The 24,118-nt window shown below is 69.0% G+C and carries 19 protein-coding genes; 9 read left to right on the forward strand and 10 right to left on the reverse strand.

What is annotated here, in order from left to right; genetic code table 11:
- Positions 1–38 precede the first annotated feature (38 nt).
- Positions 39–680, reverse strand: a complete 642-nt coding sequence (locus ACSF8R_RS11260; RefSeq protein ID WP_434811967.1) for a GntR family transcriptional regulator — start codon at positions 678–680, stop codon at positions 39–41.
- Between the two features lie 295 nt (positions 681–975).
- Between ACSF8R_RS11260 and ACSF8R_RS11265 the strand changes: the two genes are divergently transcribed.
- The gene (locus tag ACSF8R_RS11265; RefSeq protein WP_434811968.1) at positions 976–1,182 is read left to right on the forward strand and encodes a cold-shock protein; all 207 of its coding nucleotides are present in this window, start codon (positions 976–978) and stop codon (positions 1,180–1,182) included.
- 9 nt (positions 1,183–1,191) lie between these two features.
- Here ACSF8R_RS11265 and ACSF8R_RS11270 read toward each other — a convergent pair whose 3' ends face one another.
- From ACSF8R_RS11270 to ACSF8R_RS11285, 4 genes are all read right to left on the reverse strand, one after another.
- On the reverse strand, positions 1,192–2,448 hold the full coding sequence (locus ACSF8R_RS11270) for a hypothetical protein (RefSeq protein WP_434811969.1): 1,257 nt from the start codon (positions 2,446–2,448) through the stop codon (positions 1,192–1,194).
- On the reverse strand, positions 2,445–3,122 hold the full coding sequence (locus ACSF8R_RS11275) for an HAD hydrolase-like protein (RefSeq protein ID WP_434811970.1): 678 nt from the start codon (positions 3,120–3,122) through the stop codon (positions 2,445–2,447). Before ACSF8R_RS11275 ends, ACSF8R_RS11270 begins: the two co-directional genes overlap by 4 nt.
- A gap of 156 nt (positions 3,123–3,278) precedes the next feature.
- Positions 3,279–3,974, reverse strand: a complete 696-nt coding sequence (gene nucS, locus ACSF8R_RS11280) for an endonuclease NucS (protein WP_434811971.1) — start codon at positions 3,972–3,974, stop codon at positions 3,279–3,281.
- Positions 3,975–4,108: 134 nt separating this feature from the next.
- Entirely contained in the window at positions 4,109–5,332 is a 1,224-nt protein-coding gene (locus tag ACSF8R_RS11285; protein ID WP_434811972.1) for an MFS transporter, read from the reverse strand.
- A gap of 59 nt (positions 5,333–5,391) precedes the next feature.
- Here ACSF8R_RS11285 and ACSF8R_RS11290 point away from each other — a divergent pair, with 59 nt between their 5' ends.
- The 7 genes from ACSF8R_RS11290 to mnhG all read left to right on the forward strand — a co-directional run bounded on the left by ACSF8R_RS11290 (position 5,392) and on the right by mnhG (position 12,739).
- Positions 5,392–6,453 (forward strand): LacI family DNA-binding transcriptional regulator, encoded by a 1,062-nt coding sequence (locus tag ACSF8R_RS11290; RefSeq protein ID WP_434811973.1) that lies wholly within the window; start codon positions 5,392–5,394, stop codon positions 6,451–6,453.
- A gap of 78 nt (positions 6,454–6,531) precedes the next feature.
- Complete coding sequence (locus ACSF8R_RS11295) at positions 6,532–9,459, forward strand: Na+/H+ antiporter subunit A (protein ID WP_434811974.1); 2,928 nt, start codon at positions 6,532–6,534, stop codon at positions 9,457–9,459.
- Entirely contained in the window at positions 9,456–9,992 is a 537-nt protein-coding gene (locus ACSF8R_RS11300; protein WP_434811975.1) for a Na(+)/H(+) antiporter subunit C, read from the forward strand. Before ACSF8R_RS11295 ends, ACSF8R_RS11300 begins: the two co-directional genes overlap by 4 nt.
- On the forward strand, positions 9,989–11,551 hold the full coding sequence (locus tag ACSF8R_RS11305) for a Na+/H+ antiporter subunit D (RefSeq protein WP_434811976.1): 1,563 nt from the start codon (positions 9,989–9,991) through the stop codon (positions 11,549–11,551). Before ACSF8R_RS11300 ends, ACSF8R_RS11305 begins: the two co-directional genes overlap by 4 nt.
- Entirely contained in the window at positions 11,548–12,120 is a 573-nt protein-coding gene (locus ACSF8R_RS11310; protein WP_434811977.1) for a Na+/H+ antiporter subunit E, read from the forward strand. The genes ACSF8R_RS11305 and ACSF8R_RS11310 overlap by 4 nt, the downstream gene beginning before the upstream one ends.
- A complete protein-coding gene (locus ACSF8R_RS11315) occupies positions 12,117–12,386 on the forward strand; it encodes a monovalent cation/H+ antiporter complex subunit F (protein ID WP_434811978.1) in 270 nt (89 codons plus the stop codon). Before ACSF8R_RS11310 ends, ACSF8R_RS11315 begins: the two co-directional genes overlap by 4 nt.
- Positions 12,383–12,739, forward strand: coding sequence for a monovalent cation/H(+) antiporter subunit G (gene mnhG / locus ACSF8R_RS11320; protein ID WP_434811979.1), 357 nt, complete (start codon positions 12,383–12,385; stop codon positions 12,737–12,739). Before ACSF8R_RS11315 ends, mnhG begins: the two co-directional genes overlap by 4 nt.
- A gap of 125 nt (positions 12,740–12,864) precedes the next feature.
- Here the strand turns inward: mnhG and ACSF8R_RS11325 are convergent, their stop codons facing one another.
- The 5 genes from ACSF8R_RS11325 to argG all read right to left on the reverse strand — a co-directional run bounded on the left by ACSF8R_RS11325 (position 12,865) and on the right by argG (position 22,703).
- The gene (locus tag ACSF8R_RS11325) at positions 12,865–15,441 is read right to left on the reverse strand and encodes a penicillin acylase family protein (protein WP_434811980.1); all 2,577 of its coding nucleotides are present in this window, start codon (positions 15,439–15,441) and stop codon (positions 12,865–12,867) included.
- Between the two features lie 118 nt (positions 15,442–15,559).
- On the reverse strand, positions 15,560–17,740 hold the full coding sequence (locus ACSF8R_RS11330; RefSeq protein WP_434811981.1) for a YhgE/Pip domain-containing protein: 2,181 nt from the start codon (positions 17,738–17,740) through the stop codon (positions 15,560–15,562).
- Entirely contained in the window at positions 17,737–20,343 is a 2,607-nt protein-coding gene (locus ACSF8R_RS11335; protein WP_434811982.1) for a YhgE/Pip family protein, read from the reverse strand. Before ACSF8R_RS11335 ends, ACSF8R_RS11330 begins: the two co-directional genes overlap by 4 nt.
- Positions 20,340–20,981: a TetR/AcrR family transcriptional regulator gene (locus ACSF8R_RS11340; RefSeq protein WP_434811983.1), complete on the reverse strand. Its 642-nt coding sequence runs from the start codon at positions 20,979–20,981 to the stop codon at positions 20,340–20,342. Before ACSF8R_RS11340 ends, ACSF8R_RS11335 begins: the two co-directional genes overlap by 4 nt.
- A gap of 279 nt (positions 20,982–21,260) precedes the next feature.
- Positions 21,261–22,703, reverse strand: coding sequence for an argininosuccinate synthase (gene argG / locus ACSF8R_RS11345; protein ID WP_434811984.1), 1,443 nt, complete (start codon positions 22,701–22,703; stop codon positions 21,261–21,263).
- 347 nt (positions 22,704–23,050) lie between these two features.
- Between argG and ACSF8R_RS11350 the strand changes: the two genes are divergently transcribed.
- Positions 23,051–24,040, forward strand: a complete 990-nt coding sequence (locus ACSF8R_RS11350) for an ABC transporter substrate-binding protein (RefSeq protein ID WP_434811985.1) — start codon at positions 23,051–23,053, stop codon at positions 24,038–24,040.
- The last annotated feature ends 78 nt before the right edge of the window (positions 24,041–24,118 follow it).

The raw sequence follows: 24,118 nt of genomic DNA on the forward strand, positions 1-24,118 counted from the left end.
GCCGAAGCGATCATGCCAGGGACGGCCGACACCGGAGCTCAGACGAGCGCGTGCAGGTAGCGCAGAGTCGCTTCGGCGGTGTCGCCGTCGCGCGCGGCGATCGCCTCGCGCAGGCGCACATACCCCTCCGTGCGCAGCAGCGGGTCGCGCATGAACGGGTCCCAGCCGTGCAGGTTGCGGGCGATCGCGTGCTGCGCTTCGCGGATGACGCCGAGGAACAGGCGGTTGTGCGTGGCCCGCGTGATCTCCATGAACATCAACGTCGAGGTCTCGAACAACACGACTCCGTCGCCGGTCTTCGACGCTTCGATCACCCGGTCGCAGGCTTCGAGGATGCCGGCCACTTCGGCATCCGTCCCGTGTGCCAGTGCGAGGCGCAGCGCATTGCCCATGAAGTACGCCGTGAACTCGGCCGTGTGTTGGCGCAGTTCGTCGTCGGGCGTCGACACTCGCGTGTAGCGGCCGACCGCGATCTCGACCAGTCCGATGCGCTCGAGCCGCTGCAGCGCCTCGCGCACCGGTGTGCGCGAAACGCCGAGCTCTGCGGCCAGATCGACGTCGCGCATGCGCTGCCCTGCGGCCAAGCGCCCCGTCAGGATTGCGGTGGCGATGCTCTCGTAGACCTGGTCGCCGAGGATGCCGCCGCGCGACAGGTCGAGCGGCTCGAGGGCGGCTGTCATAGAGGACGATTCTATGTCGCCGAGAGGCCGCTGGGAGTGATCCATTCGATACCGTCACCGGACTGATATATCGCTAGAGTGAGGCTGTCACGCTTCGCGTGGCTTATCCGGGGGGATCCGTCGACGCCCGGGCTGTTACGCGCTCTGCGTCAGGCCCGGGCGTCGAATGGGGGCGTCCTCCCCGTGCAACGTTTGTGTCACCATCGGTCGGCGCACGCGACACCCGCGCGCGCCTGCCGTAGCGTGATCCCCGTCGGCGCATCGGCGCCGGCTTCGCAATACAGGTAAGGCAGTCATGGCAACCAGCGGTACCGTCAAGTGGTTCAACTCGGAGAAGGGTTTCGGGTTCATCGCCCCGGATGAGGGCGGCGCCGACGTCTTCGCCCACTACTCGGCAATCGATTCGACCGGCTACCGGTCGCTCGAAGAGAACCAGCGCGTCGAGTTCGAGATCGTCCAGGGCCCGAAGGGCCTGCAGGCGGAGAACATTCGTCCCGTCTGACCCGTCGGGTCACCGCCGCCCGGGTCGGTCGCGATCGTAATCGGCCAGGGCGGCGGCATCCTCGGCGTGCCGTGCGGCACGCCGAGCGGCGTCGAGCGCCTCGACGGGATCCTGCGTGCCGCGAGCGGCCGCGAGTTCCCGTTGCGCCGACGTCAATCTGACGCGTGCATCCGCGCCCGCGCGTGACGCCCTCGGCTCCGCGTGCGCGATCGCGGCCCGCGCCGTCGCCAGCGCGCCGGGCAGTGCCGAGCGCGCGCCCCGCAGTCGCTGCTGTGCCGTGCGCGCATCGCCGAGGGCCAGGTCGAGCCGGTCGCGCAGCCGCGCCAGTTCATCCACCGTCGCCGTTGGTCGGCGTGGCGCCGAGGCCTCCAATGCCGCCAGGCGCTCCGAGATCGTGCGAAGCTCGCCGCCCAGCCGCTCCGCGTCGGCGGGTTCGAGGCCCTCACGGATCGTGAGCGCCTGACGCACCGCGACACGCGCCGCTTCGAGCTCTTCACCGACCGCAGCGCCCGCATCTGTCACGAGGCGATACGTCTCGTCGAGCCGACGCGCAGCCTCGCGAGCGCGGCGCACCTCGCGTTCTGCGGCGGCGAGCACCGGCACGGCCGTGCGCGTCGGATCGGCTGCCCGCTCCGACGCCTCCGCCAGCAGCTGGTCCGCGGCATCCAGTGCCTCGATCGCCGTCGTCGAGGCGGCGGCACCGCGCTCCCACTCGACCGCGTCGTAACGCTGCGACAGTTCGGCAATGAGCGCCGACGGATCGCCCATCTCGACGCGGAGTGCCGCGAGGCGCGTGCGCGCGGCATCCACCTGCTCTGCGGCCGAGACGTGCTGCTGCACCCAGTCGGCATGCTCGGTGCGGGCACGCGCCACAGCGGCGGTCGCCGCCTCGGCGCGAGTGCGAATTCGCTGCGCAGCGATGGCGCGCTGGGCAGGCGTGGGCGCATCGTCGAGGTCGCGGTACTGCGAGAACGCATCGTCGCGGGCGTGCTGCGCCGTCATGCGCGCGCGGCGCAGGGCGGGGGATGCCGCACCCTCATACAGCGCACCCGACAGACCGACCTCGAGATCGAGTTCGCCGACCGCATCATCGAGGCGCACCAGCGCGATGCCGGCCTGCGCACGCTCCGCGTCCGCGGCGGCGACCGCCTTGGGCGATCGTCGAGCCCGCCGGGCGAACCACACGCCGGCCGCCACGAGCGCGGCCGCGACACCGAAGACGACCAGCGCCGGGAACACCCAGCCCCACACCTCGCCGGCGGTCACGCCTCGTCCTGCACGAGCAGCAACGCGCGCAGCCCGTCGATGTCGTCGACGACCGCCTGTGCCCCCTCGGACTCGTGCGGCCAGCTGAAACCCCACCGCACGAAAATGACCGGTACACCCTGCTCACGGCCGCCGTCGATGTCGTGGTGGCGGTCGCCGATGAGCACGGGACGTGAGGTGTCCACACCCGAAGCCCGCAACTGGCGCAGCGATTCACCCACGATCGCAGCCTTCGACGCGAGCGTCTTCTCGTCGGCCGTGGCACCGACGATCGCCCGCAGGTGCGGGGCGAGGTCGAAGTGGTCCATGAGGGCGGTGACCTGCACCTCGGGCTTCGAGCTCGCGGTCGCCTGCGGGATGCCTGCGGCATCCAGATCGGCGATCAACTGTGCGACGCCCGGGTAGAGCTTCGCGCCCGTCGTGTACCCGTCGGCCTTGCCGATCGTGCGGTAGTGCTTGACCGCGTCGGCCGCCTGCTCGGGGCTCATGCCGACGTTCTTCTGGAACGACTCATACATCGGCGGGCCGATCCAGTGCACGAGCTCGGCACGCGTCGGCGCCGGCAACCCGTAGTCGGCGAGGCAGCGCGTCAAGCGCCCGAGGATGCCGTCGGATGCGTCGACGATCGTGCCGTCGACGTCCCAGAGGATGCAGGTCCAGGGGGAGCGCGCCATGGCATCCAGCCTACCGACGGGCGGGATGGGCGCCGGTGGTGTCTCGGCGCGCGCAACTCCTGGGATTCCAGCTCTTTCAGCGCGCACGGGGCCTGGATCCGGTCGCCCGGCGGCGAAAGTCAGGAGTTGCGGCCGTCGGCGCGGTGACACGTGAGGTCAAAACAGGCGGGGGACGCCGGACTCGATGCCCTTCATGCCCTCATAGTCGAGGGTGACGCAGCGGATGCCGCGGTCGGTCGCGAGCACGCGGGCCTGCGGCTTGATCTCCTGCGCCGCGAACACCCCGGTCACGGGTGCCAGGTGCGGGTCGCGGCCGAGCAGTTCGAGGTAGCGGGTGAGCTGCTCGACCCCGTCGATGTCGCCCCGGCGCTTGACCTCGACGGCGATCGTGCCGCCCTCGGGATTGCGCAGCAGCAGGTCGACCGGGCCGATCGCGGTCGGGTACTCGCGGCGGACGAGCTGCAGATCGTCGCCGATGACGTCGACCTGTTCGGCGAGCAGGCGCTGCAGGTCGGCTTCGACGCCGTCCTTCTGCAGGCCGGGGTCGATGCCGAGTTCGTGGGTCGAATCGTGCAGCACCTCGTAGATGCGCACGAGCAGCGCGTCACCGGTCTTCGCGTGCGTCACGCGCCAGTGCTCTGCGACGCCGGCCGAAGCGGACTCGGCATCCGGTTCTTCGACCGTGAGCGTGCACGGCGGGCTCATCCAGTTGAGCGGCTTGTAGGAGCCGCCGTCGGAGTGCACGAGCAGCGACCCGTCGCCCTTGTGCACCAGCAGCCGGGTCGCCAGCGGCAGGTGCGCGTTGAGGCGACCGGTGTAATCGACGGAGCAGCGGGCGATGACGAGACGCACCCGACGAGCCTACGCCGCTGCCCACCGTGCCGGGTGCATCGGATTCGGATGGAACCACCGGATTCGGATGCCGGGGGCGGTTTGATCCGAATCCGGTGCAATTCTCCGAATCTGGTGACGGCAGCCGGCCGCGGTCAGTGGTGGCCGGCGCCGACCTTCGAGCCGGCGAGGGGCTTGGCGGCGCCCGAGGCCAGACCGCTCATGACGATGAGTCCGACGATGATCCACAGGGTCGACAGGATGCCGATCTGCTCGCTGATCCAGCCGAGGACGGGCGGCCCGCACAGGAACGCGAGGTAGCCGATGGTGGCCGCGGCCGACACGGATGCGGCCGCCTTCGCCGGGTCGTCGGCGGCGGCCGACATGCCCAGCGGAAAACCGAGCGAGGCTCCGGCTCCCCACAGCGCGATGCCCATGAAGGCGACCGGCATCGACGGCGCGAGGATGAACAGCACGAGGCCCACCGCGGCGGTCACCGCGAGCACGCGCAGCGCCCACACGCGGCCGATCCGGTCGACGATCGGACCGCCGAGGATGCGGAAGAGCGTCATGGCGACCGAGAACACGGTCAGCGCGATTGCGCCGGTCGCCTCGGTCTCGTCGTGCCCGTCGACGACGGCGATCGTGAGCCAGTCGTTCGCGCTGCCCTCGGCGAACGCCATGCCGAGCATGATCGCGCCGATCGCGTAGGTGCGGGGGTCGCGCCAGACGGCGAGCAGCTCTCGCATCCGCTCCCTGCGCGTGGGGCCAGTCGCTTCGTCGTCGTGCACGATGTCGCGGGACGGCACGTACACGAGCGCGACGAACCCGGCCGCGAGCACGAGCACGCCCGCGCCCCACAGGTGCCACGCGACGCCGACCTGCCAGCCGGCCATCGCGATGCCGATGCCGGCGCCGGCGACGGTGCCGAGGCTGAAGAAGGCGTGGAACAGCGGCATGAGCGTCTTGCCGAAGGACTGCTCGACGGCGGCCGCTTCGACGTTCATCATCACGTCGGTCGAGGCCATGCCGAGCCCCATGAGCGCGAGGCCCACCGCGGCGACCGTGAACGACTGCGCGAACTGCACGCCGTATCCGGTGACGATGACGCCGAGCCCGAAGGCGAGGATCGTGCCGATCATGCCCCGGCGGGCGCCCCACCGTGCGACGACGACGTTCGCGATCGACAGACCGAGGATGGATGCCGCGCCCGAGACGAACAGCAGCACCCCGATGCCGACGTCGTCGATGCCCAGCGCCGTCTTGACCGCCGGCAGCCGCGACGCCCACGACGCGAAGCCGAGGCCGGTCGCGAAGAAGATCGTGAAGATCGCGGCACGCCACGCGACGAGTTGCGAGCGGGTGAGGGCGGTGTCCACCAGGTCATCGTACCGAATCGATTCGATGCCCGGAAACGCAGCACGCTACGATCGAGGGGATGAGCACACGCCGCGCCACGATCAGCGACGTCGCCCGAGAGGCGGGGGTCGCTGCGTCGACGGCGTCGGTGGTCTTCAGCGGCAAGACCGCCGTCTCGCAGGCGACGCGCGAGAAAGTGCTCGCCGCCGCCGAGCGACTGGGGTACACCGGTCCCGACCCGCGGGCCGCATCGCTGCGCCGCGGTCGCAGCGGCATCGTCGGCGTCGTCTTCGACGAGCGGCTCGGCGTCGCATTCCTCGACCCCGTCACGCGCCTCATGATGGACGGACTCAGTGAAGCCGTCTCGCCCATCGGTGCGGGACTGCTCCTGCTGCGCACGGCCGCCGGCGAAGCGGAGGCCACGACACCTGAGGGGCCCACCCTCACGACAGCGCCGATCGACGCGGCCGTGCTCGTCGGGTACAGCGGCCGACTGCGGGAGTCACTCGCGACCGTCGTGGCCCGCGGCATCCCCGTCGTCGTGATCGAGGGCGACGCGGGCGAGGGTATTCCGCGCATTCTGCTCGACAACCGCGAGGCGCAGGCGCAGGCCGCCGAACACCTGCGCCGGCTCGGGCACGAGACCGTCTCGATCGTCACGCTCCCGCTCGACAAGCAGCGCCGGCGCGGCTGGATCGCATCCGACGCGGAGATCTCGATCGACGTCACCCGCGATCGGCTGCAGGGTGCGCGCGATGTGTACCCCGACGCACCCGTCTACGCCGCAGCCGCCAGTTCGATCGACGAAGGGTACGCGGCAGGCCGGGTGCTGTTCGCCGACCCGAACCGCCGGCCGACGGCCGTCATCGCGCAGAGCGACCTGCTGGCCGCCGGCGTCATCCGCGCGGCGGAGGATGCCGGGCTGCGCGTGCCGGATGACGTCAGCATCACGGGCTTCGACGGTGTCGTCGTCGACGGCCTCGCGCCCTATCAGCTGACGACGCTCGTGCAGGCCTCGACCGAGAAGGGGCGGGCGGCCGGTGAGGCGATCGCCGCGATGCTCCAGGGCCGAGACCCCGCCTCGATCCGCTTCACGTGCACGTTCCGCGACGGCAACACGACCGGTCCCGCGCCCCGCTGAGTCGCGATCGGCCGACCGAAGAGGTCGATCGCCCCGGTAGACTGAAGATCCGACCCCCGCGAGCTTGAGGAGGCCAGGTTGCTGATCCTGCTCGCCGCGTTCGCGATCGCCCCCGTGGTGATGCCGTGGCTGGTAGGTCGCATCGGTCCCAGGGCCTTCCTCGTCGCAGCAGTGCTGCCGACCGCGACGTTCGTGCACGCCGCGCTGCAGGGGCCGCGCGTGCTCGCCGGCGACGTGCCGTTCGAGACGTACGCGTGGATTCCGAACCTCGACATCGACCTGTCGATGCGCATGGACACGCTCGGCTGGATCATGGCCCTGATCGTCACGGGCGTCGGCGCGCTCGTGATGATCTACTGCACCTGGTACTTCGCGGGCAAGAAGGACGGCGTCGGGCAGTTCAGCGCCGTGCTGCTCGCCTTCGCGGGCGCCATGTACGGGCTGGTGCTCACCGATGACCTCGTCGTGCTGGTGATGCTGTGGGAGGTCACCAGCATCCTGTCGTACCTGCTCATCGGCTTCTATCACCAGCGTGGCGCGAGCCGTCGTGCCGCGTTGCAGGCGCTGCTCGTGACGACCCTCGGCGGGCTCGTCATGTTGGTCGGCGTGGTGATCATCGTCGTGCAGTTCGGCACGTCGAGCATCACCGAGATCCTTGAGCTGTGGACAAGCCGCTCGGCCGAATCCACCCCACCGCTGATCGCCGTGGCGGTCGTGCTGCTGCTGGTCGGCGCTCTCAGCAAGTCGGCGATCTTCCCGTTCCACTTCTGGCTACCGGGCGCCATGACGGCGCCCACCCCCGTGAGCGCCTACCTGCACGCCGCGGCGATGGTGAAGGCGGGCATCTACCTCATCGCGCGGTTCGCACCGGCGTTCTGGGCGATCGAGCCGTGGCGGCCCATCGTCATCGCGCTCGGGGTCTTCACGATGCTGCTCGGCGGCGTGCAGGCGCTGCGCGAGACCGACCTCAAACGCATCCTCGCCTTCGGCACCGTCAGCCAGCTCGGCATGCTGACGGTCGTGCTCGGCTACGGCAGCCGCACCGCAGCGCTCGCCGGGCTCGCGCTGTTGCTCGGGCACGCACTGTTCAAGTCGGCGCTGTTCCTCGTCGTCGGTGTGATCGACCGTCAGCTGTCGACCCGCGACATCCGCGAGTTGTCGGGCGTCGGCAAGCAGGCCCCGACCCTCGCCGTGTTCTCGATCATCGCGATCGCCTCGATGGCGGGCGTCGCACCCACACTCGGCTTCGTCGCGAAAGAAGCCGCGATCACCGGCTTTCTCGACGCGTCGGGTGAGCCGTGGGCGATCGTGGCGCTCGTGGGGATGCTGCTCGGCTCAGCCCTCACCGCCGCCTACGGGCTGCGGTTCGTGTGGGGCGCGTTCTGGACGAAGAAAGACGCGCAGGCCGCGCCGCTGCAGCGCACCGAGTGGCCCGATCCGCCGGTCGGCTTTCTGGCCGCGCCGATCGTGCTCGCCGGCCTCAGCCTGCTGAGCGGTCTGGTCGCACCCCTGCTCGACACGGCGCTCGCCGGCTACGCAGACACCGTCTCGACCCGCACGATCGACGAGCACCCGTACCACCTGGCGCTGTGGCACGGGCTCGAGCCGGCGCTGTTCCTGTCGATCGGGTCGATCGCGATGGGCGCCCTCGTCTTCTGGCTCGTGCAGGTGACCGGGTGGCACAAGCGGGTGCTGCCGTTCACCGCCGCCGACGCCTACAACGCGACCCTGCGCGGCATCGCCCGCGTCGCGGTCGAGACCACCTCGCTCACGCAGCGCGGTTCGCTGCCGGTGTACGTCGGCACGATCTTCGTCGTGCTGGTCGCCGCCGAGGGCACGGCGCTGCTCGCCGGCGCGCCGTGGCGCATGGAGCTCGACGCGTGGCAGACGCCGATGCAGATCTTCGTCGCGCCCATCATGATCCTCGCCGGGTTCTTCGCGGTGCGGGCCGGCAAGCGCTACACCGGCGTCGTGCTCGTGTCGGTGACGGGTCTCGGCATGGTGATGCTGTTCGCCACGAGCGGCGCCCCCGACCTGGCGCTCACGCAGATCCTCGTCGAGACCGTCACCCTCGTCGCGTTCGCGCTCGTGCTGCGGCGCATTCCGTCGCGCATGGGTGAGCACAACGCCTCGGTGTGGCCGGTCGCCCGCGCCGTGCTCGCCGTCGCGGTGGGGGCGACGATGGCAGGGGTCGCGCTCGTCGCCACCGGCGCACGCGTCGCCGAACCCATCTCGACGACCTGGACCGAACTCGCCTACGACGGCGGGCACGGCAAGAACACCGTGAACGTCGCCCTCGTCGACCTGCGCGGCTGGGACACGATGGGCGAACTGTCGGTGCTGATCCTCGCCGCGACCGGTGTCGCGTCGCTCGTGTTCGTGACGCACCGCTCCGACCTGCTCTCGCGCGCGTCGTCGCTGCCCACCGGTGCCACCCGCACGCGCCGTCCGCTGCTGGAGACCGATCAGGGTCCGCGCCCGCGCAGCGCCGAGAACACCGGCAGCCGGCTCGCGTGGCTTGTGGGCGGGCAGCGGGTGCGGCCCGAGAACCGTTCGATCATCCTCGAGGTGATCGTTCGCGTCCTGTTCCACACGATCATCGTCGTGTCGATCTACCTGCTGTTCGCGGGGCACAACCTGCCCGGCGGCGGCTTCGCCGGCGGCCTGGTCGCCGGGATGGCGCTCGTGATGCGCTACGTCGCGGGCGGCCGGTACGAGTTGGGTGCGGCGGCACCCACGGATGCCGGACGACTGCTGGGCGCAGGCATGGCGATCGCCGTCGCGTGCGCGATCGTGCCGATCGTGTTCGGGCAGGAGCCGCTGCGCAGCACGTTCTGGGAGGCGGAGATCCCCGTGATCGGACACATCGAGTTCGTCACCTCGACGCTGTTCGACATCGGCGTCTACCTCGTCGTCGTCGGCCTCGTGCTCGACGTGCTGCGCTCCCTCGGCGCCGAGGTCGACCGGCAGGCGCAAGAGCTGCAGGGACGGGGGCGCGCGTCATGAACGTGTCTCTCGTGCTGATCATCATCATGGGCGTGCTGTTCGCCGCCGGTGTCTACGCGATGCTCGAGCGCAGCCTCACCCGTGTGCTCATCGGGTTCCTCCTGCTCGGCAACGCCGCGAACCTCTTCCTGCTGATCGTCATGGGCCAGCCCGGCATCGCGCCGTTTTACGGTGCGGGTGATCCGTCGGAGATGAGCGACCCGCTGCCGCAGGCGCTGACGCTGACCGCCATCGTCATCACCTTCGCCGTCTCGGCGTTCTTGCTCGCGCTGATCTATCGCTCCTGGCAGCTCGGTCAGGCCGACACCGTCGCCGACGACGAGGCCGACCTCGAGATCCGTGAGCGGGCGGCCGACGACGGGGGCGCGATGGACGACTCGATCACCGACGAAGACGACGACGCCACGACCGATTTCATCGGCACCGAGACCGCGCCCATCACGGTGCTGCAGCACCGTGATTTCGACGGCATCCGCGACGACGCCCCCACCGACTCCCCGTCATCCACGTCATCACCGGAGGACGCCCGATGAGTGCCCTCGTGCCCCTGCTGGTCGCCCTGCCGTTGATGGGCGCCGCCGTCGCGCTCATCTTCGGTCGCCGGCCCAAGGTGCAGGTGGGTGTCTCGATTGTGACGCTCACGCTCGTGTGTGCGATCGCGGGTGTGCTGCTCTACACGGTCGACACGACCGGCGACTCGATCGCGGTGTCGGTGGGCGGCTGGCCGATTCCGTTCGGCATCGTGCTCTACGTCGATCGGCTGGCCGCGCTGCTCGTCGTCGTCTCGAGCATCGTGTTGCTCGCCGTTCTGCTGTTCTCGGTCGGCCAGGGTGCGGCCGACGGCGACGACGACACGCCCGTCACGATCTTCCACCCGTCGTACCTGATCCTGTCGGCGGGCATCTTCAACGCGTTCATCGCGGGTGACCTGTTCAACCTGTACGTCGGGTTCGAAATCCTGCTGGTCGCCTCGTACGTGCTCATCACGCTCGGTTCGACGGAGTCCCGCATCCGCACCGGCGCCGTCTACATCGTCGTCTCGCTGGTCTCGTCGATCCTGTTCCTGTCGGCCATCGCCGCGATCTACGGAGCGCTCGGCACCGTCAACATGGTGCAGCTGGCAGAGCGGATGACGGAGCTCTCGCCCGAAGTGCAGCTCGTGCTGCACCTCATGCTGCTGCTCGCGTTCGCCATCAAGGCCGCCGTCTTCCCGCTGTCGTTCTGGCTGCCCGACTCGTACCCGACCGCGCCCGCTCCGGTCACCGCAGTGTTCGCCGGGTTGCTGACCAAGGTCGGCGTGTACGCCATGATCCGCACCGAGACCGAGATCTTCCGCGACAGCGACCTCAACGTGCTGCTGCTGGTCGTGGCGCTCGCGACGATGGTCGTCGGCGTGCTCGGCGCCGTCGCGCAGGCTGAGCTCAAACGCATCCTGTCGTTCACGCTCGTCAGCCACATCGGCTACATGGTGTTCGGGCTCGCGGTGGCCACCGCCGCGTCGCTCGGCGCGACGATCTACTACATGGTCCACCACATCGTCGTGCAGACGACGCTGTTCCTCGCGGTCGGGCTGCTCGAGCGTCGCGCCGGGTCGACATCGATCCTCAAGGTCAAGGGCCTCATGCGCGCCGCGCCGGTCATCGCCGTGCTGTACTTCATCCCCGCGATCAACCTGGGCGGCCTGCCGCCGTTCTCGGGGTTCATCGGCAAATTCGCGCTCTTCGACGCCGCAGCCCGCGAGGGCGACCCGCTCATGTACGTGCTGATCGTCGGCGGCATCGTGACGTCGCTGCTCACCCTCTACGCACTCATGCGCGCCTGGAACCTGTCGTTCTGGCGTGAGGACGAAGAACACGGCGAAGAGGCTGAGGTCGCCGACCGCAACGCCTACCTGGGCGCGGCACCGGCGGCATCCACGCAGACAGAGCGGCGGGTCATTCCACGCATCATGACGGCCGCGACCGCGGGAATGGTCGCCGTCACGATCGCCCTCACCGTGTTCGCCGGACCGCTGTACCGTCTCTGCGACAGCATCGGCGAAGCGCTCATGCAGCCCACGAGCCTGTCCGAACTGGAAGGGGACCGGCAATGACCCCGGCGCCCTCGCGTTCGCGCACCGCGCTGGAGACGATCTGGCGACAGCTGCCGTTCTTCATCTGGCTGATCGCACTGTGGATGCTGCTGTGGGGCCAGTTCACGGTGCTCGCGTTCGTCACGGGGCTCGCCGTCGCGATTTTCGTAACCCGCATCTTCCGCCTGCCGCCGGTCGAACTGTCGGGGCGGGTGAACCTGTGGTGGGGCCTCGTGTTCTTCCTCGAGTTCCTCGTCGCGCTCGTGCGCGGATCGCTGCTCGTCGCGTGGCAGGCGCTCACGCCGGGACAGCCCGGCACCGCCATCATCGGCGTGCAGCTGCGCACCGACGACGACCTGATCATGACGCACGTCGCGGTCACGGCATCCCTCGTTCCGGGCTCGCTGATCGTCGATTCCGACCGCGACCGGCGCGTGCTGTACCTGCACGTGATCGGGGTGCGCGGCGCCGACGACGTCGCGGCGCAGAAGCGGCACGTGCAGCACTGGGAGGAGCGCATCGTGCGCGCCGTCGGTTCGCGAGCGCAGGTGGCGCAGGTGGAGGCCGCCGTGCAGGGAGGCAAGGCATGACCTGGCTGCTGATCGCGTCGTACGTCGCCTTCGGGGCGGCGGCGCTGCTGACAGTGTGGCGCATCATCGTCGGCCCGTCGATCCTCGACCGCGCCGTGGCCTCTGACGTGCTGCTGACCCTGGTCATGTGCGTGCTGGGGGCCGAGATGGCCATCAACCACCACACCCGCACCCTGCCGCTGCTGCTGATCGTCGCGGCCGTCGGCGTGTTCGGCTCGATCTCTATCGCCCGTTTCGTGGCCCGACGCGATAGGGAGGGCTCATGAACGAGATCCTCGACATCGTCGCCCTCGTGCTGATCCTCATCGGCGCACTGCTGTGTCTCACGGCCGCGATCGGCCTGCTGCGATTCCGCGACGTGCCCTCGCGCCTGCATGCGGCGACCAAACCCCAGGTGCTGGGTCTGCTGCTCATTTGCATCGCCGTGGCGCTGTCGCTGCGGTCATGGCCCGTCGTCGCGTTTCTCGTGCCGGTTGTGCTGATCCAGATGGCGACCGCACCGCTGTCAGCGCACATGGTCGGCCGCCAGGCCTACCGCAACGGCACGATCGATGAGCGCTCGCTCTTCGTCGACGAGCTCGACGAGTCGCGTCGAACCCCGCCTGCCGCCGGCGGCTGAGCGCTCTCGCGCGCGGCGCGGGGTGTCACAGATTCGGATACTGATCACAGATTCGGATGCCAGGGACTGCGGCATCCGAATCTGCGTGCAATATCCGAATCCGGTGACCGGAGTGGTGGCGTCGGTCAGGGCGTGAGGACGAGGGTGTCGGTGGCGGCGGCCTCGACGGCGTCGGGCGTGAACGGCCAGGGGGTCTGCACGCCCTGCTGCCACGCCTCGGTCTGGTCGGTGTAGTTCGGGTGGAACGCGTGGCCGCTGTTGCCGGTCAGGTGGTTCCAGCGGGAGGCGTCGAGGTCGCTGAGGTCGATCGTCATGCGCATCGACGGCACCGTGACCGTGCGGAACGACTCGCCGAGCACCCAGCCGTTGGCATCCACGACGCTCGCGCCGCCGCCGACCGGGTAGGGGCCGCGGTTGAAGAGCATCTCGATCGGTGCGATGCCGCTCGAGCCGAAGGTGTCGCTGCGCAGGTCGAGGGCGTGCAGCGAGCCCCAGTTCCAGTGGTTGGGGTCCTCGCCCTGCAGTTCGACGATGCGGTCGTAGGCGTCGAGGGCGGACTGCGCGAGCATCTCGTCGCGCCCGTTCACGCCGATGCGGTCGTTGATCCACCACGCGGATGCCGGGTTGTCGAGCAGCGCGCCGACGACGGTGAACATGCGGCTCTGGCTCGAGGCCGGTGCGGTCACCTCGCCGCGGGTGAAGAGGTTCAGGACGAGTTCGTCCCACAGCACGTTCGCGAACGCGGCGGGAGAGGACTCGGGGCGGTTCTGCGCATCCCACGTCTGCAGTGCGTCGATCGCCGCCTGGGCGTCGGGGTCGTCGACCTGCACGTCGGCGTAGGCGGCGGCGAGCCGCTTGCCCATCCAGAACTCCTGATCAGCCTGGATCTGGGTCATGTCGTCGGCCGTCAGCGGTCGCACCGACGACGTGCGGGCGAGCAGGTCGGTGATGCGGGCCGCGCGGTACCCGTAGTCCCAGTCGTTCGTGAGGAAGTACGGGTAGTCGTGGCCGACGATCGCGTTGTTCGCGGTGACGATGTAGCTCGACTCCGGGTTGAGCACGACCGGCAGCTCGTCGAAGGGGATGAAGCCGGTCCAGTCGTAGTCAGAGTCCCAGCCGGGTGCGGGCATGGACCCGTCGCCTGCCCCGCGGATCGGCAGCCGGCCGGGGGTCTGGTACCCGATGTTGCCCTCGACGTCGGCGTAGATGAGGTTCTGCGCGGGCACGTCGAACAGCTCGGCCGCTGCACGGAACCCGTCGAAGTCGGTTGCGGTGTTCAGCGCGAAGATCGCCTGTGCGGTCGTGCCCGGCTCGAGCGCCGTCCATCGCAGGCTCACGGCGTACTCGCCGTCGAGCTCGTCGTTCGGTGCGGTCGTCTCGGCGGTCGAGCCGGTTCGGGGATCGGCGGCGATCTCGGTGAACCCGTCGGTCAGTCCCGACACGATCGGGCCGTGCACGGTCGAGCGGATCTCGAGTTCGACGTCGTCACCGCCTGCGACCACGAGCGTCTCGGTGCGCACATCGAGCGGCACGAGTTCGCCGTCGCGCCAGTACTCGTCGCCCGACACCTTCTCGAGGTAGAGGTCGGTGACGTCGGTCGTGAGATTCGTGAACCCCCACGCGATCTGGGCGTTGTGGCCGATGATGACGCCCGGCACACCCGAGAAGCCGAACCCGGCCACGTCGAACGGGCACTCAGCCGAGGTCGTCTCGCAGCGCAGGCCGATCTGGTGCCACACGCTCGGCAGGGCGGCACCGAGGTGCGGGTCGTTGGCCAGCAACGGCATGCCCGTCTCGGTCAGCTCGCCCGAGACGACCCACGAGTTCGAGCCGATGCCCTCGCCCGCACCGCCGACGAGTGCGCTCGCCGCCTCGACGACGTCGCCGACCTCGGTCCACGAGATCGCGGGCACGGTGTCGGTGTCCGCGTCGGATGCCGAGGTCGACGCGGGGGCGGCATCCACCTCCGTGATCGTCGGTACGATGACGGGGTTCGTGTCGAAGGGGTAGTCGGGGTAGAGGTCGGCGATCAGTTCGGGCGACAGGGTCTGGGCGAGGAGCGCGCGTTCGGTCTCGTCCTCGACGTTGCTGCGAAGGTCCCAGGCCATCGCCTTCAGCCACGCGACGGAGTCGGCGGGGGTCCACGGTTCGGGTTCGTAGTCGGGGTTCTGCAGGCCGAGCACCGCGTATTCGAGGGAGAGTTCCGCACCCGAGCGCGACTCGAGGTAGGCGTTGACGCCCTCGGCGTACGCGTCGTAGTACGTGCGCGTCGTCTCGTCGAGCGCTTCGACCTCCTGCTCGGCGATCTGCCGCCATCCGAGGGTGCGCAAGAACGAGTCGGTGCCGAGTTGCGATTCGCCGAACAGCTCCGAGAGGCGGCCGCTCGTGACGTGCCGGCGGAAGTCCATCTCCCAGAAGCGGTCCTGCGCGTGCACGTACCCCTGGCTGAAGAACAGGTCGTCGGTCGTCTCGGCGACGATCGTCGCGGCGCCCTGCGCGTCGCGGTGCACGGCGACCTGCGCGTCGAGTCCTGCGGCGGAGACCGTGCCGGACAATTGCGGGAACGAGCGCTGAATCGTCCAGACCACGACGCCCGCGGCGATGAGCGCGATGACGGTGACGGCGGCCACGATCGAGAAGAGCACGATCGCGATGCGGCGGCGCAGCGAGCGACGCGGGCGCACGGGTGTCGTGTCGGGCATCGTCGGTGAAGCTCCCCAAATGTTCCAGCAACGCGGTATCAGGCATCCCGCGACGCGGTCTCAGCACCTGTGACCGTGATGAGTCCGTCGTCGCATCGTATCCCGTGCGCTGACGGGTTCACATCAGCTTGGTCGACTCGAGGGCCTCGATCAGCTTGCGGTTGAACCGGATGAGCGGACGGCGCAGCACCAGGCCGAGCAGCAGCAGCGGGACCGCGAACAGCGCCAGCATCCCGAGCGCCTGCCAGAAATCGGCCCCGTACATGCCGGCGATCGCCGACCGCAGCGCATCGATGGCATGCGTTGCGGGCAGGAACGGCGAGATGTTCTGGAACCACTGCGGCAGCAGGTCGAGCGGGTAGGCTCCACCGGATCCGCTGATCTGGATCACCAGCAGCAGCACGCACAACGCCTTACCGGCATTGCCGAACGCGACGACCGCGGTATAGGTGATGAGGGTGAACACCAGCGAGGTCGCCCAGGCGGCGAGCAGCAGGAGCCACGGATGCACCGGGTCGATTTGGATGAACGCGATGAGCCCGATCGCGAGCAGCGTGCTCTGTGCAAGCCCGGTCAGGGCGAACAATCCGTAGCGGCCCAGATACTTCTGCGTCGGTGTCAGCTCGGTGCCGGGCAGTGTGCCCTCGTGCACGTCGACCCGGATTGCGACGGTCATCAGCAACGCACCGACGAACAACGCAAGGATCGTGTACAGGGGTGCCATCGCGACACCGAACGAGGCCACGGGATACACCGGCACGCGGTCGACACGCACCGGCTCGGCCAGCGAGGCCGCCAGCGTGCTCGGATCGGCGCCGATGATCTTGCTCAGCGCGGTCAGGTCACCCGTGTCCGCGGCTTCAGCGATGGCGTCTTCGAGCTTGCGCAACCGGTCGGCGCCCTCGTGCAGGGTCGTCGAGACCTCGGCTGCAGCAGACTGGGCACCGGTGAGCGCGGCGGTGACCGAACCGTCGGCGGCGAGACGGCTCGCGGCCGAGGCTAGGTCGCCGCGCACGGCGGCGACGTCGGCGTCGATCGTGTCGAGCGTGGTCGACAGCGCGTCCAGCTGGGGGCGGAGCTCGTCGGTGTACGCCGATCGCGCATCCGCGATCGCGTCGCGCGCCGCTCCGAGGGATGCCGTGAGCGCCTTGTGGCGCTGCTGGGCGGTGTCGCCGCCTGCCGCGGCGTCGTCGGCCGCGGCCACCAAACGGTCGTGCACGTTCTGCTGCCGATCGATGGCCTCGTTGATTCGCGCGATCACCTCGTCGAACGCGGACTGCGCAGCATCCGGCACCTGCGGCCCCACATTCGTCACCAATCCGTCGCGCACGGCGGTGTAGCGGTCGACCTGCTGCTGCACCGAATCGGCGAGGGTGCGCACGGTGGCGACGCGGGCGTCGGTGAGTTCACCGGCATCGGCGAACAGCTCATCCACCCGCGTACTCACCGCGTCGTACCCGGCCGCCGTCGAATCCAGGGCGTGCGAGAGCGACGAGGTGGCCGTGGACAGCGTCTGCTGCAGCCCGTCGACCGCTGCCCGACCCGACCCGACGGCGCCGGCCGCATCGGACAGCGACGCACCGGATGCCGAGATGAGTGCCTGACCGCTTTGGATCAGCGGGACGCCGGCACCCGCCAGGGCCGCGAACATGTCCGCGGTCTGCGCCCCGGCATCCAACTGGGCGGCAACCGACCCGACGCGCGCCTCAAGGCGGGTGAGCGCAGCCTGCGTCTGGTCGTCGGTGAGGTAGTCGGACAGCTCGTCGATGACGCCGAACGCGATATCGCCGAGGGTCTGCGTGAACACCTCCGTGATCTGCGCCGAAACCCCCTCGGCGCCCTGGCCGGTGATCTTGGGTGCCAGCGCGTTCTTCTTCTCGTTGCTGTAGTAGGTGATCGTGGTCGGATCCGACCCGTCCGAATAGAACGTCATCATGTCGGTGCTGAACGAGGGCGGCAGCACGATCGCCGCGTAGTACTCGCCCGACTCGGTGCCGTCGATCGCATCGGCTTCGCTGGTGATCTGCCAGTCGAGCTGCTCGTTCGCGCGCAACGCCGACAGCACCTGCTCGCCGATGTTCACACGCAGCGGCACCAGGTCGCTCTCGTAGCCGGTGTCAGCGCTGGCCACAGCCACCTTGAGGTCGCCGGTGTTCGAGAACGGGTCCCAGCTGGCCATCACGTTGAACCACGTGAACAGCGACGGGATCACCACGAGGCCGAACATGACGATGATGGCCATCGTGTTCGAGGTCGCCTGGCGCAGGTCGCGGCGCAACAGCCGAAGGATGTCGCTCATGCCTGGGTCCCCTCCTGCGTTTCGAGCAGCTTGGTGGGCGGATCGGTGTGCTCGACATGCAGGCGACCGTGGGATGCCTCGACGACCACCGCGTCACGCAACGCATCGTCGTCGAGCCGGTCGACCAGGCGGGCCGACTCGAAGCTGTCGCGCACATACTCGAGGGTGACCAGGAACGCGATCACCAGCAGGATCCACAGCACCCAGATGCCCAGCAGCACTGGCTTGGCGCCGGGGATCGCCCACGCCACCACACCGAGTGCGATCAGTCCGGCAAGCCCCGCGAGCAGCGTCAGCCGCACCAGCGGGCGGTAACGAGCGGCGAACGCCGCGGAACGGCGCGCCAGGTCGTCGCGGTACTCGCGCCGGTTCGACAGCGCATGCATGACGTCGGTGAGGCGGTAGTCGCTGCCGACGACCTGCACGTTCTCGCCGATCAGCAGATCGGTCTGCGCGATCCGACGGTTGAACATGCGGTTCAGGTGCGCCAAGCGACGTCGCAGCACCATGCCCACCACGAACGCCAGCACGATGAACAGCGCCAGCACACCCATGAACCGCCAGTAATGGCCGTCGTAGAACCCACCGATGGTCTCGCGCATCGCGTCGATGCCGTAGGTGAACGGCAGCAGCGGGTAGATCGCTCGGAAGAACGCCGGCATGAGCTCAATGGGATACAGGCCCGAGGCGCCCGGGATCTGCATGATCACCAGCAGGATCGCAAGACCGCGGCCCACGTGCCCGAACGCCGCGCACAGCGCGTAGATGATGCTCAGGTAGGTGAGCCCGGTGAACACACCGGTTGCGACATAGGCGACCGGGTTCACCGTCTGGATGCCGATGACGAGGTTGCCGATGCACACCAGCAGCGCCTGGGCGGTGGCCAGGCAGGCGAACAGCAGGAATCTGCCGACGTAGGCCTGCCCGACGGTGATGTCTTCGACCTCTTCGGTGTCGACCTCGATCTTGAAGATCACTGTCAGCACGAACGCACCGATCCACAATGACAGGTTGGTGAACAGCGCCGCCATTGCGGAGCCGTAGGTGTCGACCGGGTAGACGACCTGCTCGTCGACCGACACCGGCGAAGCGATGAACGCGGCGATCGCTGCCGGGTCGAGTCCGGTGACGGTGGCCAGGTTGTTCCACACTGACGCGGTGCCCAGCGCCGCGACATCGGTCTGCGCGGTGTCCAGCCCGTCCTGGGCGGCCGCGAGATTGGCGTCGAGGCTCTCCAGCGACGCGCCCGTGCTCACCAGTTGGGTGTCCAACTGACCCAGCAATGTGCGGGCCTGGGACAGCTGGCCGCGCTGTGCGTCGATCGCCGCAGAGAATGCACCCGCGCTGGTCGACAGCGTCGACATCGCCTGGTTCAGCGCGGGGACCGACTCGGTCATCGCGCCACGGATCGCTCCGGCAGCGGACTGCGCGTTCGAGGTCGCATCCGCCAGCGAATCACTCGCGGCTTGGATCGCATCGACAGTCGACCCCACGTCGGTGTTCAGCGTCTGCAGATCCGACAGCAGCTGCTGGTCGGTGGCGTTGCGTTCCTGCAGTACGCCGATCGCATCGGTCAGTCGCTGGGTCGTGGCCTCGTCGAACCCGGCGGTGTCGACGAGGTCCTGCAGTCGCTGGATGGCGGCGCCGTTGGCCTCGGCGACCGCAGTCACGCTCGTGATCGCGCCGTCGACGCGAGCGCCGGCCTCGTCGAGGGTCTGGGTCAGCTCGGTGATGGCCACGTTCGCACCCGAGGTGGCATCGGCCAGCGCGGTGGCACCGTCCACGTAGGCGGTGGTGGCCGCATCGGTGAAATCGACCACCTGCTGTTGCGCGTCAGCGATGATGGACTGCGCTTGCGCGATCGCCGTCTGCACGTCGCCGAGCGTCGTGTCGACGCCGCGAAGCGTGGCGGCGGTGTCGGCCAGCGACCCGCGGGAGTCGTCGATGCCCGACTGCACCCGCTCGAGCTTCTCCCGCGCATCGCCGAGCGTCTGCGACGCCTGCTCGAACGCGGCGATCGAGTCGTCGCGCGCACCCGTCAGATCCGACGCGACGTCGACGCCGGCGTCGCGCAGCGCTTTCGTCGCCGCCTCGGCGACCTGCTCCGTGAACGCGCTCGTGATCTGCTCGTCGAGCGTGGAGGCGCCCACGTCAGTGATCTTCGGTGAGATCGCACCCAGCTTCTCGTTGACCGAGTACACGAGCGCCGGTTGCGCGAACGTCCCGCTTGTCACGCTGAGCAGATCTGCGCTGAAGTCGGCGGGAATCTGCATCGAGGCGTAGACGTCGCCGCTGCGCAGCGCAGCGGCGGCCTCGGCTTCATCCATGAAGGTCCAGCCCAGCTGGTCGTTGTCTTCGAGCTGGCCCACCACCCGCGCGCCGACGTCAACCGGACCGGTGAGATCGCTGGTGGCGCCCTCGTCGAGGTTCACCACGGCGACCGCGATGTGGGCGGTGTTCTCGTACGGGTCCCAGAACGCGTTGATGTTGAACCAGGCGTAGAGGGCGGGCGTGACGATGATCCCCACCACGATGATGAAGCTCTTCGGGACGCGCAGCAGCCGCTTCACATCGCGACGGAACACCCGCATGCTGTTCCTCACGCGACGGGCTCCTGCGGTACGCGGGTCGCCGCCATCGCGTCGCGCAGCACGTTGTCGGCTGTCCGCCAGTCGAGCCCGGCGATGCCCAAGACGGCGCGCACGGCGATCGTCGAGGCGTCGGGGCTGGCGGGATCGAGTCTGGTGATGACGGTTCGGGCGGTCTCTTCGACCAGCCGTGCGACGGTGACTGCCGGCAGATCGGAACGCAGCGAGTTCTCCGCCCTCCCGCGGGCGACGATTTCGAGCACCCTGCGCCGCACCGGCACCAGCGCGTCCGCCGTATCGGCCACATGGCTGTCGTCGAGCGCGATCGTCGCAGCCCACTGCATGTGCGCAGCGTTGGACCACAGCGCCAGGGCCAGTCGCGCGAGGGTGACCGGCGCCGGATCGTCGTCGCCGATGTCGGCCGCAACCGCGTTGTAGCGTTCCGCGCCGGTGCGGATGACGGCGCGCAGGAGCGCGTCACGGTCTTCGAAGTGTCCGTACAGTGCCCGGCGACTCAGCCCCGCGGCACGCGCGATCGCGTCGATCGGGGCGTGCGGGTTGTGGGCGATGGTGGCGGCGGCCGCGTCGAGGATCTCTGCGCGATTCGACGCGGCATCCTTTCGGGGGCGCCGCGTCGATGCGGTCGTGGTCACGGCAACCATGCTAAGAACTTGCACACTCATGTGCAAGTTCTTGCGGTGATGTTCAGCAGACGGTCAGCCGGCTGGTCGGCGATGAGCTCGTCACCGACGTACACGCGCAGCACGTCACCGATCCACGAGATCTCGGCATCCACGGCCGGCCGTCCCGCTCGAGTTGCCGGCTTTTGATGCGGATGCCGTTCGGGGTGCCAGCCGGGTGACCCATCTCGAACGGGGTGTCCGTGATCGGGTGTGGCGTCGGAATCTCGACGCGCAGGGCCATCACACGGGTCAGTCTGCGCCGAAGTCGAAGGATGCCGATTCGCCGGCGGCGTCGACGGCCTCGGCGAGGTCCTCGCGGTCGGCGTCGTAGGGAGCGGCGTGCTCGGTGATCTCGGCGGCGCCGCCTGCCTGCAGCTCGCCGATCAGTTCTGCCGTCGCTCCGCCGATCAGGCCCAGGCTCGCGTAGTGCTCCATGCGGGCGCGCGAGTCGGCGATGTCGAGGTTGCGCATCGTGAGCTGGCCGATGCGGTCGATCGGGCCGAAGGCGGCGTCGCCGACGCGCTCCATCGACAGCTTCTCGGCCGCGTACGACAGGTTCGGGCTGGTCGTGTCGAGGATCGTGTAGTCCTCGCCGCGGCGCAGGCGCAGCGTGACGGTGCCGCTGATCGCGGAACCCACCCAGCGCTGGATCGACTCGCGCAGCATGAGCGACTGCGGCTCCAGCCAGCGGCCCTCGTACATGAGGCGGCCCAGACGCCGGCCCTGCTCGTGGTAGGTCGCGAGGGTGTCTTCGTTGAGGATGCCGTTGACGAGGCGCTCGTAGGCGATGAACAGCAGCGCCATGCCGGGGGCCTCGTAGATGCCGCGCGACTTCGCCTCGATGATGCGGTTTTCGATCTGGTCGCTCATGCCGAGGCCGTGGCGACCGCCGATCTCGTTCGCGGCCTTGACGAGTTCGACGGCATCTGCGTACTCGACGCCGTTGATCGCGACGGGGCGTCCGCCCTCGAACGTCACCGAGACGTCTTCGGTCGCGATCTCGACCGACGGGTCCCAGAAGCGCACACCCATGATCGGTTCGACCGTCTCGAGCGACACGTCGAGGTGCTCGAGGGTCTTCGCCTCGTGGGTCGCGCCCCAGATGTTCGCGTCGGTGGAGTAGGCCTTCTCAGCCGAGTCGCGGTACGGGAACCCGTGCGCGACGAGCCATTCGCTCATCTCCTGGCGGCCACCCAGTTCGGTGACGAAGTCGGCATCGAGCCACGGCTTGTAGATGCGCAGCGACGGGTTGGCGAGCAGGCCGTAGCGGTAGAACCGCTCGATGTCGTTGCCCTTGTAGGTGGAGCCATCGCCCCAGATGTCGACGCCGTCGTCCTTCATGGCGCGCACCAGCAGGGTGCCGGTGACGGCGCGGCCGATGGGTGTCGTGTTGAAGTAGGTGCGACCGCCCGAGCGGATGTGGAACGCGCCGCACTGCAGCGCAACCAGCCCCTCTTCGACCATCATCGGCTTGCAGTCGACCAGGCGAGAGACCTCCGCGCCGTACTGCAGCGCGCGGCCGGGGATCGAGGCGATGTCGTCTTCGTCGTACTGGCCGAGGTCGCCGGTGTAGGTGCAGGGGACGGCGCCCTTGTCACGCATCCACGCGACCGCGACGGAGGTGTCGAGACCCCCCGAGAAGGCGATGCCGACGCGCTCGCCGATGGGCAGGGACTGAAGGACCTTCGACATGGCCTCCATCCTATCGAGCGGGCGGTCCGGCCCCCGGCGCGGTTACGCGCGGGCGGTTGCGGCGGAGATCCGGGGCGACACGCGGGGGAACGGATGCCGGGGGGCGGTGTGTCGGCGAGAATCTCCGCTCGGCAGGTCGGTGCGCCGGGATGTGAATGCTCACATCGCCTGGACCGGGCCGCCTGGCGCCCGCGCAGGTGTAGCCCTGCCCGCCCGCCGTGTTACCGGAATGTTATCGCTCACAATCTAGCGCTGCGAGAAATGTGAAGGCTAACATTCGAGCATCCGAAGGCCAGGGCGGCCCGGAACACCGGCGGTGAGCCGGACCCGAACAAGGAGGTTTTGGGATGAAGAAGAGCGTTTTCGCCGCAGCAGCCATGCTGGGGGCATTCGCGCTGGTCGCAACAGGCTGCGCCGGCGGCGCGGCTCCCGGAGCCGGGGGCAACGGGGGCGGCGGTGGTGACGACGTCATCAAGGTCGGGTTCGCACAGACCGGATCCGAGTCGGGCTGGCGCGCCGCCAACACCGAGTCGATGAAGAGGGCCTTCTCGGCGGAGAACGGCTTCGAGCTGATCTTCAACGCGGCCGACAACAAGCAGGAGGCGCAGATCTCCGCCGTCCGCAACTTCATCAACCAGGGTGTGGACGCCATCGTGATCGCGCCGATCACGGTCGACGGCTGGGACGACGTCCTGAAGGAGGCGAAGGATGCCGGGATCCCCGTCATCCTCGAAGACCGCACCGTCTCGGCCAGTGAGGACCTCTACGCCTCGTGGGTCGGCCTCGACTTCGAGCAGGAGGGTCGCACCGCCGGCGAGTGGGTCAAGGAGAACTTCGACGGCAAGGGCGCGAACCTCGTGGTCCTCGAGGGCACGACCGGTTCGTCGGCCGCGCTCGACCGGGCGACGGGCTTCAACGAGGCGATCGAAGGCACCGACGTCAACGTGCTCGACTCGCAGACCGGTGACTTCACCCGCGACGGCGGCAAGAAGGTCATGGAGGGCTACCTGCAGAAGTACGGCAAGGAGATCAACGTCCTCTTCGCGCACAACGACGACATGGGCCTGGGTGCCCTCGACGCCATCAAGGCGGCGGGTCTGACACCCGGCAAGGACATCCAGATCGTCACCATCGACGCGGTGAAGGACGGCATGACCGCCCTCGCGAACGGCGAGTTCAACTTCATCGTCGAGTGCAACCCGCTCCTCGGTGACAAGGCCGCCGAGCTCGTCAAGGCCGTCGTCGCCGGCGGCGAGGTCGAGAAGCGCACGATCGTCGAGGACCAGTCGTTCACGCAGGAGCAGGCCGCCGAGGTCCTCGACTCCCGCCCCTACTGATCGACTAACCCCCCACGGTCCGTACGGATCACCGAACCACCGCCGGGGACCGGATTCCGGTCCCCGGCGGTCACCACG

Source organism: Microbacterium sp. bgisy189 (assembly GCF_965345345.1).
GTDB lineage: Bacteria > Actinomycetota > Actinomycetes > Actinomycetales > Microbacteriaceae > Microbacterium.